General features: G+C 36.9%; 8 protein-coding genes and 1 pseudogene. 3 read left to right on the top strand and 6 right to left on the bottom strand.

The annotated features are described in order from the left end of the window. Positions 1–258: 258 nt before the first annotated feature. Positions 259–975, top strand: a complete 717-nt coding sequence (locus WMO19_RS09100; protein ID WP_349171528.1) for an ABC transporter ATP-binding protein — start codon at positions 259–261, stop codon at positions 973–975. Positions 976–979: 4 nt separating this feature from the next. Next, entirely contained in the window at positions 980–2,629 is a 1,650-nt protein-coding gene (locus WMO19_RS09105) for a hypothetical protein (RefSeq protein ID WP_349171530.1), read from the top strand. Positions 2,630–2,654: 25 nt separating this feature from the next. Here WMO19_RS09105 and WMO19_RS09110 read toward each other — a convergent pair whose 3' ends face one another. Next, on the bottom strand, positions 2,655–3,764 hold the full coding sequence (locus tag WMO19_RS09110) for a SpoIIE family protein phosphatase (RefSeq protein ID WP_349171532.1): 1,110 nt from the start codon (positions 3,762–3,764) through the stop codon (positions 2,655–2,657). Positions 3,765–3,820: 56 nt separating this feature from the next. Beyond that, entirely contained in the window at positions 3,821–4,951 is a 1,131-nt protein-coding gene (locus tag WMO19_RS09115) for a THUMP domain-containing class I SAM-dependent RNA methyltransferase (protein WP_349171534.1), read from the bottom strand. A 129-nt stretch (positions 4,952–5,080) separates the two neighbouring features. Between WMO19_RS09115 and WMO19_RS09120 the strand changes: the two genes are divergently transcribed. Further along, positions 5,081–5,434 carry a desulfoferrodoxin family protein gene (locus tag WMO19_RS09120; protein WP_349171535.1) on the top strand — a complete coding sequence of 118 codons (354 nt, stop codon included), beginning with the start codon at positions 5,081–5,083 and terminating at the stop codon, positions 5,432–5,434. 88 nt (positions 5,435–5,522) lie between these two features. Here the strand turns inward: WMO19_RS09120 and WMO19_RS09125 are convergent, their stop codons facing one another. The 4 genes and pseudogenes from WMO19_RS09125 to WMO19_RS09140 form a co-directional block, all read right to left on the bottom strand. Continuing rightward, complete coding sequence (locus tag WMO19_RS09125) at positions 5,523–6,695, bottom strand: iron-containing alcohol dehydrogenase (RefSeq protein WP_349171537.1); 1,173 nt, start codon at positions 6,693–6,695, stop codon at positions 5,523–5,525. Between the two features lie 9 nt (positions 6,696–6,704). Then, a complete protein-coding gene (locus WMO19_RS09130; protein ID WP_349171539.1) occupies positions 6,705–8,447 on the bottom strand; it encodes an ABC transporter ATP-binding protein in 1,743 nt (580 codons plus the stop codon). Then, complete coding sequence (locus tag WMO19_RS09135) at positions 8,434–10,146, bottom strand: ABC transporter ATP-binding protein (RefSeq protein ID WP_349171541.1); 1,713 nt, start codon at positions 10,144–10,146, stop codon at positions 8,434–8,436. Before WMO19_RS09135 ends, WMO19_RS09130 begins: the two co-directional genes overlap by 14 nt. Positions 10,147–10,272: 126 nt before the next feature. Further along, a pseudogene (locus tag WMO19_RS09140) lies at positions 10,273–10,418 on the bottom strand (hypothetical protein); the annotation flags it as partial.

A 10,418-nucleotide genomic window follows, 5' to 3' on the forward strand; every position in this document is an offset into this window, starting at 1 on the left:
TCTTTTTTAAATTCATAACTATATTTCATAAAAATACCCTCCTTACTGGTTTGTCCAGTAAAGAGGGTACATATCATCTTGCATGAGGGTTTTTATTTTTGCAAATATTTTTTGTAAAAATTTTTTATCTTTCTATTTAGATTCTTTTCAAAATAGAATTGACAGGTAAAATTTTTTATTATAAGATAATTTTAAATTTAAAGAGTTTAAAACATTTTAGATGTGAATTTTATAAAAATTTTCATAACTGGAGGCAAGATGATAAAAATAGAAAACTTGAGAAAAACTTTTGCCACAAAAATTGCTGTAAATGATCTCACTTTAGATGTGCCTAATGGCGTAGTCTATGGTTTTTTGGGACCCAATGGCGCAGGCAAAACTACAACTATTAAAATTATTGTGGGCATGCTCAGGCAAGACAGTGGCAAAATTAAAATCGACGGCATTGACACCCTAGAGGACCCCATAGAGTCAAAGAAAAAATTTGCCTATGTGCCTGACAATCCTGACATCTACGAGGCCATGACTGCCAGGCAGTATCTAAACTTTATGGCAGATGTCTTCTCCATGAGCTTAGAAAAGAGAAATGAAAATATAAAAAAATACGCGGAAATTTTTGAAATGACAGAAAATTTAGACGCAACAATTTCTGCCCTATCTCATGGCATGAAGCAAAAAATAGTTTTAATAGGGGCCCTAATTCACGAGCCAAGGCTTTTAATTTTAGATGAGCCCATGGTTGGTCTTGACGCAAAAAGTTCCTTTAGGCTAAAAAATATTATGAGAGAAGTGGCTGATGGCGGCGGCACAGTTTTCTTTTCCACTCATGTCATGGAAGTTGCAGAAAAAATGTGCGACGAAATTGCAATTATTAATAAGGGAAAATTAATTGCTGAGGGAAGTCTCGATGACATCAAGGCTGCTGCCGAGGACATGGGAAGTCTTGAAAAAATCTTTTTAGAGCTTACGGAGTGATTTTATGACTAGATTTTTTGAATTAAAAACACTTTTAAAAAAAGACCTCTACCTGAGTCTTCTTGCTCCCCTAAAAAAGCCCTCAAAAAATGGCGGAGACTTTAGGGTTTTAACAGTTTTAGGCCTTGTAATTTTATTTTTCTACCTTGCCTTTTTATATTTTTTCTTAATTCTTGGCTTTATAATACCCATGGCAAAGCTTGGAAAGGAAAGCCTGGTCCTAATGGTCTTCTTTGGCTTTGTCTCTCTTGGCACAATAGTCTTTACCAGCCCAGGAATTATTTCAAAAATTTATTACTCTAGGGATGTGGAACTCCTACTTCCCCTTCCCCTTAGGCAAAATAATATTTATCTCTCAAAAATTTTAGGGTCTGTGGCTATAGCCTTCCTTACTAGCCTTGTCATTTTTATTCCCCTAATTTTTCCACTGGTTAAATATGGGAGTTTAAAGCTTATAAAATTTTTCTCAATAATATTTCTTAATTTATCAAATATTATTTTTACAGTTTTAATTTTGTCAATTATCCTGATTTTATTTATGAGGGCCTTTGCAGGCATAGGTGGACTAAAAAATCTACTTCAGGCTCTTGGTTTTATTTTTGGAATTGGGGCGACCTTGGCACCACAGCTTATCACTTGGTCAGAGCTTTCAAAGGAAGTACTAGAAAAAAACATAATTAACTTTATCAAGCACCTCTTCCCACAAGTTTTTCTAGTGGATAAGTTTTATGGGATGACTAATCTCTCTGGCTTTTTTATTAGCCTTGCCATACTTCTTCTTATGGCTCTAATTTTATTTGCCCTAAGCTTTCCACTCTCAAAGTTAATGATAGCTGGAGTTTTAAGGGCAAATACTTCAGGCTCAAGGGCAAAGAGAAAGGGCGAAAATAAAAACACATCTATTGCAATTTCTCTTGCAAAAAAAGATATGACAAATGTAATAAAGACGCCCGTTTACTTTTTTAACTTGGCAAGTGGAGCTTTTATGTTTCCAATCCTCATGATTTTTGGATTTTTAAAGGGCGAAAGTATAAAACACATTCAAGAATTTTTTGCCAATACAGAGTCTTTCGGTTTTGGAAAAATTGATGTCTTCTTTGCCCTATTAATAGGACTCTTTTTCTACGCTGCCTTTATGACACCACTGTCTATCACAAGCATCACTCGCGAAGGGAAAAATATTTATCTAATGCAGACTCTACCCATTTCCTATGAAGATCAGGTTAAGGGAAGAATTTTGGGGTCCAGCTTATTTCAATTTATATCAACTTTTCCAATAATAATATTTTTAGCCTACCTCATAGGCTTTGATGGCCTATATATTTTGGCTATGCTAATAGGGTCCTGCCTTGGGTCTTATGCTTCATCTTCCTTTGGAATTTATTATGGCATAAAATATCCAAAGCTTGATTGGGAAAACCCCCAAGATGCAGTTAAGAGAAACTTCCCAGTATTTCTCTTTGGAATACTTAGCATGGCTGTTATGGCACTTTCAGCCTTTATAATTTTTAGGCTCTATATGGCCTTTGGGTCAGTAAGTTTTGTTAAATTTATAATTATAGGCTACGTCGCTGTGGCAATGGCACTTTCCCTTGCAATAAAAAAACAGGCAGAAATTTCTTTAAAAGAAAAATTGCCTGAATATAATTCTTAAGCTCACAAGTGGTGAGCTTTTTTATTTACCAAACATTAATAAGAAGCATTGAGATGTCGTCTGTCTGTTCTCCGTCATTAAATTCCTCTAATTCGTTATCTAAAATTTCTAGGACATCCTTATTATTTTCTAAGATTATATTGTGGACTCTCTCGTAGCCAAAGGATTCCTTCTTTGAATTTCTAGCCTCCACAACTCCATCTGTCATAAACAAAATGTAGTCGCCTGAATAAAGTTTTATTTCCTTCTCTTCATAATCAGGTCTGGCAAAAAATCTTGAAATAGGATAGCCCTTGGACTCTAAATTCATAAATTCTCTGTCCCTAACCATTATTGGCAGAGGCAAGTGGCCTGCATTGGAAAAAACAAATTTCTTCTTTTTTGTGTTGTAAACTCCATAAAAGCAAGTGAAATAATTTTCTATTTCAAGCCTTAGACTAGTAAACCTTGTGCAAAGTTCAGAGAGAGTTTTTTGGGGCGAAATGAGAGTCAGCTTATCCAGAGTCCTCACAACAGTCTTAATAAACATGGTAACCATGGAGGCAGCAAAGCCGTGACCAACAGAGTCGGCTATGTAAATAGCTATGTGGTCATCATCTATCTCAAAGACATCAAACATGTCGCCACTTAAAATTGTAGAAGGTTTGTAAACATAATTTACCTTCAAGTTTTTTATAAAGCCCCTCTCTGGCAAGACTGTCTGCTGGATAAGTGAGGCTGCCATAGTTTCACTGGTCATGAACCTATTTTTCTCGATAATTTCCCTTTGCAGCTTTCGCGCCATAGTTACATTTCTAAAAACTTCAACTACGCCAAGGATTTCTCCCTTTTTATTTATAATTGGTGAACACTTTACGGAAAAAACCATGCTCCCAATATTTTCTTCTCTTTGGATAACTTCGCCACTTAAAAGTGCCCGCCTAGTTATCTCTGGATCAAAAAGATCTTCCCCCAAGATGCAAACTTTTTTGTCCCTGTCATAACCTAAGAGGTCTTCCATTGCCTTGTTGACAAAGACGACTTTTTCGTTATAGTCGAGAACGCGAACTAAGTCTGCAATGGCATTTAGAACTTGAAAATCAATTTTGTCATCAATTTTATCGCCTATTCCTTCTTCATCTAAATATTTTTCCATGTTTCACCACCTTTATTTATTGTTTACAGTATAGCAAATTAGGATTCACATAACAATTATCTTTTTGGCTTTGGCCCATAATATTGGTAGTAGTAGGTCTTAAGTCTGCCGTTGTATAATTTTCTATTTCTGTCAGCTTTTTTGCCAAAATTTTTCTCAAAGTTTTCATTGGCAGTAATTACATAAAAGGACCAAGTCTTTAAGCTTTTTGCAAGCTCTCCCAACTCTTTATTTAGCTGGTCAACATCTTCCTTGCCAATTCTCTCCCCATAGGGTGGATTTGTAATGATGACGCCATAGTCATCAGGTAGGTCAAGTTCTCTTATGTCCTTTTGGAAGAAGGAGATGTCCTCTTCTAGTCCAAGGATCTCTGCATTTGACTTGGCGATTTTAATGGCCTTATAGGACACATCTGATGCTAAGATTTCCAATTTTTCATCATATCTTATTTCAGAGTAGGCTTTTTTCTTTTCTTCCTTAAAAATTTCTGGATCGAAAAATTTAAAATTTTCAAAATCAAATTTTCTCATAAGTCCTGGCGCAATATTTTTTTCCATCATGGCTGCTTCAATGGGAATTGTTCCCGATCCGCAGAAGGGGTCTGCTAAAATCCTGTCCTTGTTCCAAAAAGTTAGCTTAACAAGACTTGCCGCAATAGTTTCTGAAAGGGGAGCCTTGTAGTTTACCTCCCTATAACCTCTCTTGTGAAGTCCCTCGCCTGATGTGTCAATAGTAATTTCTGCTAGGTCATTTAAAAGTGAAACCTCAATTTTTACTCTTGGACCAGATTTTTCGAACCAGGAAACCTTGTACTTCATCTTCAGTTTTTCGATTATTGCCTTTTCAGTAATCCTTTGGCAGTCAGAAATAGAAAATAATTTTGACTTCCTACTTCTTCCTTGAATGATGAAATTATCTTCCTCGCCAAGATAGTCCCACCAACGAATTTCAAAAACCTTGTCGAAAAGTTCTTCAAAGGTCTCTGCCTTAAAGGAGTCAACTAAGAGCAAAAGCCTCTCTGCCGTCCTTAGCTTTAAGTTTAAGATGGCTATGTCCTTAAGCTGGCAATCTATTTCAACTTTTCCGTCACTTACTTTTAAATCTTCGTAGCCAAGGTCTATGAGTTCTCTTTTTGTAACAGCTTCAAGACCCATATTTGTAGTGGCGATTAATTTTATTTTATCCATTTTGCACCTCTAATTTATTATACTAAATATGAAAGTTTTTTTCCTTATTTTAAAATTAATGAGTTAATTAATTTAAATAGGGTAATAACTTTTATGTAGTAAAAATATAAATTTTTGGGGGTAATAAAAATGAAATTAACTGAAACAGTACAAACTGCTGATTTTAAATCTGAAAAACACGTTCCTGTAATCCACGTTGAAAAGGCTGACGGTCTTCTAAAGATTAAGGCTCTTGTTGGAGAAGAAATCGAACATCCAAACACTTTAGAACACCACATTGCATGGATCAAAGTTTTCTTCAAACCTGAAGGAGAAAAATTCCCAATTGAAGTTGGTTCTTATGAATTTAGCGCTCACGGCGAAGGCGAAGTATTTACAGTACCTTGCGTAGAAGCAGCTGTTAAGACTGACAAGGGTGGAGAAGTTTATGCACTAAGCTATTGCAATATCCACGGACTTTGGGAAAATTCAGTAGAAGCTTAAGAATAAAATTTTAAAAGACGAGGATTTTTGTCCCCGTCTTTTTTTTGTGCTTTCATATTTTATTTTTATTTCAAAATTTTTTAAAAACTTATAGAGAAGCCTTATAAATTTCTAGTACATCTTCCTTCTTAAGTTCCACTACACCTCTTATTGAGCCGCCAGCGTGTCTTGCTGCAGCCTCTGCCATGGCTTCAAGCTTTTTGTCGTCAATGCCAACTTCCCCAAGGGTCATTGGTATATTCATGTCATCTTCAAAGAAGATGTGAAGCTGTGCAATGGCTTTTTTGGCGTCATTAAACTTGTCCTCACTTGCCTTTATGCCAAAGACATTAATGCCAAAGTCCCTAATCATGTCCACTGTGTCATCATTTAAGATGTGGTTTAAAAATCTTGGAGTCAAAATTGCAAGACCAATGCCGTGAGTTATGTCATAGAAGGCAGAAAGTTCGTGTTCCATGGCGTGAACTGACCACCCTGTTGCCTTGCCCGTAGAAAGTAGTCCGTTGATTGCCCAAGATGATGCCCACATAATATTTGCCCTTGCCTCATAATTTTCTGGCTCTTTCATGGCAATAGGTCCGTAGTGGATGCAAGTCTTTAAAATTCCTTCAGCCAATCTATTTTGCATGTAAGCTCCATCGCCTAAAGTGAAATAATTTTCCATAGTGTGACTCATTATGTCGGCAATTCCTGCTGCAGTGTGCTTGGCATTAACTGTGTAAGTTAGCTCAGGATTTAAAATAGAAAATTTTGGAAGAGTGTATTCAGAGCCGAAACCAAGTTTTTGTGTAGTTTCAGGATTTGTAATAACTCCGCCCCTGTCCATTTCAGAACCCGTTGCTGAAAGAGTTAAAATTGTGCCTATAGGAAGTGCCCTTTCAATCTTTGCCTTTTTAATTACAATGTCCCATGGGTCGCAGTCAAGATAAACTGCCCCTGCAACTAATTTGGAAAGGTCAATTACAGAGCCGCCGCCCACTGCCAAGATGAAGTCCAAATCATTTTCTCTAATAATTTTTACGCCCTCTCTTGCTGACTCAACTCTTGGGTTTGGCTCAATTCCAGAAAGTTCCTTGTAGAAAATATTATTTTCTTCAAGTATTTTTATTATCTCGTCGTAAAGTCCACTTCTCTTAATGGAGCCTCCTCCATAGGAAAGTAAAACTCTACTTCCATATTTTTTTATTTCAGAAGCCAAATTTTTCATTTGGTCTCTTCCAAAAAGAATTCTCGTACTAACATCAAAAATAAAATCTTTCATATTGACCTCCTAGTCCTTAAATTGTGAATTATATAGCTCTGCATAGACTCCATTTCTTGCAAGAAGTTCTCTGTGATTTCCCTTTTCAACAATGTCGCCCTTGTCCAAAACTAAAATCACATCAGAATTTACAATAGTAGAAAGTCTGTGGGCGATTACAAAATTTGTCCTCTCGTGAAGGAGATTTTTCATTGCCTTTTGTATTAGCGCCTCTGTCCTTGTATCCACAGAAGAAGTCGCCTCATCTAAAATTAAAATTTCCGGGTCAGACAAGAGGGCCCTTGCTATTGTCAAAAGTTGCCTTTGTCCCTGAGAAATATTTGACGCCTCTTCATTTAACATGGTTTCGTAACCCCTTGGCAGTTTCTCTATAAAGGAGTGGCAGTAGGCCTTTTTTGCCGCCTCAATCACTTCTTCTCTTGTGGCATCTTCTCGTCCATACAAAATATTTTCATAAATTGTACCCCTGAAGAGCCATGAATCTTGGAGAACCATGCCAAAAAGTGATCGCAAGTTTTTTCTCGAAACATCTCTTATGTCTTTGTCATTTATCTTAATAGATCCCCTATCAATATCATAAAACCTCATAAGTAGATTTACAATAGTAGTCTTGCCTGCCCCTGTTGAGCCAACTATGGCAACAGTTTTATTTTTTTCAACTGCAAGATTTAAGTCATTGATGACAGGATTCTTTTTATCGTAGGAAAAATATACATTCTTAAAAGCAATATCTTCCACTGGTCTTTTTATTTCATCCTTTACAAGTTCAACTTCAGGCTCTTGGTCCAAAAATTCAAAAACTCTTTCGGCAGCAGCTATTGAAGCTTGAAAAATTGACGCCATCTCTGCTAATTGCTCAATCGGATTGGAGAGCCTTCTCACATATTGAATGACTGCCTGAATGTCTCCCACAAATAATTTTCCAGACACCACTAAAAGTCCGCCCACAATGGAAAGCATTACATAGCCAAGGTTTGAAATAAAAGTCATAATGGGAAGCATGATGCCCGTCATAAAGGAGGCGCGATAGGAAACTTCGTAGAGATTGTCGTTGATGTCCAAAAACTCCCTCTCTGCCCTTTCTTCATAGTTAAAGGCCTTAATGAGTTCAGAACCAGAAAAGTTTTCTTCGACGAAGCCCACCATAGAGCCAAGACCTCTTGACTTCCTCCTAAAATATCCCTGAGACTTACTTGAAATAAATTTTGTGGAAAAGTAGGTCATGGGAAGGGTAAATAAAAAGACCAAGGTCAAAGTTGGGGAAATTTTTATCATAACAAAGAGTATGCCCACTATTAAAACAATAGAAGATAGGATTGAAGAAATTGTCTGCTGCAAATTTTTGCCCAGAGTCTCCACATCATTAGTCATCCTAGACAAAAGGTCCCCCGTCTTATTCTTGTCGAAGTAAGAAGTTGGGATATACTTTACCTTTTCGGAGATCTCCCTCCTAAATCTTGCAATTAAGTCTTGAGTCACATCTACTAAAATTCTGCCCCTAAAAAATTCAAAGACAGCTTGAAAAATATAAACGACAGCCATTATTATGCAAATTTTTATTACGAAATCAAAGTCGATGCTGGTCTTCATCTTTACATTTTCAAAAATTCTCGTGGTAATATTTCCCATTAACTTTGGCGAAATTATTTCAAAAATTGATGAGCCAATAGTCAAGAAAATTGCAAGAAATAAAGGGCCCTTATAATTTTTTAAGTAGGAAATTATCCTTAATATTGTGTTATTCTTCTTCATAAGCTTGCCCCTGACTCACTGCTATTTCCCTGTAAATTTCATTTGTCTTCATGAGACTTTCATGATTACCATAGCCTGCCAACTGACCGTCTTCCAAAACCAAAATCTTGTCGGCATTTAAAATCGTTGCAACTCTTTGTGCCACAACAATAACAATTTTGTCCTGAAGTTTTTCCTTTAAAATCTGCCTAAGCTCATAATCCGTCTTATAATCTAGGGCTGAAAAAGAATCGTCGAAGAGGTAAAGTGAGGCATCTCGAGTGAGAGCCCTTGCTATGGCAAGTCTCTGTCTCTGTCCTCCGGAAAGGTTCTTGCCCCCTCTTGCTATTTCCTTATTAAGTGGATCCCCTCCCAAAAATTCTATAGCATCAGCATTTTTTATAGACTCCAACATTATTTCTTTTTCAGCATTTTCCCTTGCGTAGGATAAATTTTCAGCAACAGTTTTTGAGAAGAAGAAATTTTCTTGTGGCACATAGGAAATTTCCTCTCTAAGCTCAAAGTTTTTTAGACTCCTGATGTCTATGCCGTTGATGAAAAGCTGGCCCTCACCTGGATCGTAAAACTGCAGGAGAAGTCTAAGAAGAGTTGACTTGCCAGAGCCAGTCCCGCCAATTATGCCAAGGGTCTCGCCCTTTTTCACATGAAAATTTATGTCCTTTAAGACTTTTAAGCTGGCATCGGGATAGGAAAAGGACAAGTTCCTTGCCTCAATGTCAAAAATTTCCTCTGATAAAATTTTTTCGCCACCAGTTTTTGTCGCCTCATACTCAAGAACCTCATTAATTCTCTCCATAGATGCAAAAACTCTTGGCAAAAGGCTTAAAAGAAAACTCATCATGATCATGGCAATGAGAACTTGAGTGATGTACTGAATGAAGGCCATAAGTTCGCCAATGCCCATATCTCTAATATCTACTAACTTTGCCCCATAGTAGAGGACAAAAATTATCCCAAAATTTAAAACGGTGCCAAGCATGGGTCTCACATTGACAAGAAGTTTATTCACAAGACTTGCCATCTCTTGATAAGACCTATTTGCCTGGTCAAAAATTTCTTCCTCGTAGTCGTCCTTGGAAAAAGCTCTTATGACGCGAAGACCAGTTAACCTCCTCCTAAAAAGTTCATTTAACTTGTCAAGCCTTCTCTGCAAAATTGGAAAGTAGGGCAGACCCCTTTTGAAGACATAAAAAATTCCAAATCCAATAAAGGGAATGGTAAGGGGAAAGACAAGAGACAGCTTTACATTTGTGGAAAGCGCCATAATGAGTCCGCCGATAAACATGAGGGGACCTCTAATTAGGGGCCTAAGTCCCATTAAAACCATTTGCTCCACTTGGTTTACATCGTCAGTAGTCCTTGTGATAAGTGACGAAATAGAAAAGTGCTCAACATCGTCAAAGCTGAGATAATTAATTTTCTTAAAGAGCTTGTACCTCAGGTCTCTTGAAAAAGCCATAGTGGTCTTTGAAGAGTGGTAGGCAGCAGATGCTCTGCACATGACAGTTAAAATCACCACCACTATCATGAGAGCTCCAATTTTTAGCACATAAGCTGTGTCGCCATAAGCAACACCCTTATCTATGACAAGGCTCATAAGTCGTGGCAAAAAAAGTTCGCCTAGAGCATTGCCAAAGGTAAGAAGTATGACAACAATTATTCTAATTTTATATTTATTAAGTCCTTTATATATGCTCATAAAACCTCCGTAAATTCATTTTAGCATATAGACTTTTTAAAAGAAAATTATGTGAGATATTTAAAAATTTGCAAAAAATAAGAGCGAGTTTCCTCGCCCTTACGCTTTTTATTTTATTCTAAATGATTAGTCAAGAATCTTAGATACTACTCCAGATGCTACTGTTCTTCCACCTTCACGAATAGCGAATCTTAATCCTTCGTCCATTGCGATTGGTGTGATTAGTGTTACTGTAAATGTGGAGTTGTCTCCTGGCATTACCATTTCTGTTC

Source organism: Peptoniphilus hominis (ex Hitch et al. 2025), from assembly GCF_040096015.1.
Classification (GTDB): Bacteria; Bacillota; Clostridia; order Tissierellales; family Peptoniphilaceae; genus Peptoniphilus_A; species Peptoniphilus_A hominis.

Coding starts and splice junctions, on each gene's coding strand:
- WMO19_RS09100 (WP_349171528.1), top strand. CDS start 259: ATGATAAAAATAGAAAACTTGAGAAAAACTTTTGCCACAAAAATTGCT.
- WMO19_RS09125 (WP_349171537.1), bottom strand. CDS start 6,695: ATGAAAGATTTTATTTTTGATGTTAGTACGAGAATTCTTTTTGGAAGA.
- WMO19_RS09120 (WP_349171535.1), top strand. CDS start 5,081: ATGAAATTAACTGAAACAGTACAAACTGCTGATTTTAAATCTGAAAAA.
- WMO19_RS09135 (WP_349171541.1), bottom strand. CDS start 10,146: ATGAGCATATATAAAGGACTTAATAAATATAAAATTAGAATAATTGTT.
- WMO19_RS09105 (WP_349171530.1), top strand. CDS start 980: ATGACTAGATTTTTTGAATTAAAAACACTTTTAAAAAAAGACCTCTAC.
- WMO19_RS09115 (WP_349171534.1), bottom strand. CDS start 4,951: ATGGATAAAATAAAATTAATCGCCACTACAAATATGGGTCTTGAAGCT.
- WMO19_RS09110 (WP_349171532.1), bottom strand. CDS start 3,764: ATGGAAAAATATTTAGATGAAGAAGGAATAGGCGATAAAATTGATGAC.
- WMO19_RS09130 (WP_349171539.1), bottom strand. CDS start 8,447: ATGAAGAAGAATAACACAATATTAAGGATAATTTCCTACTTAAAAAAT.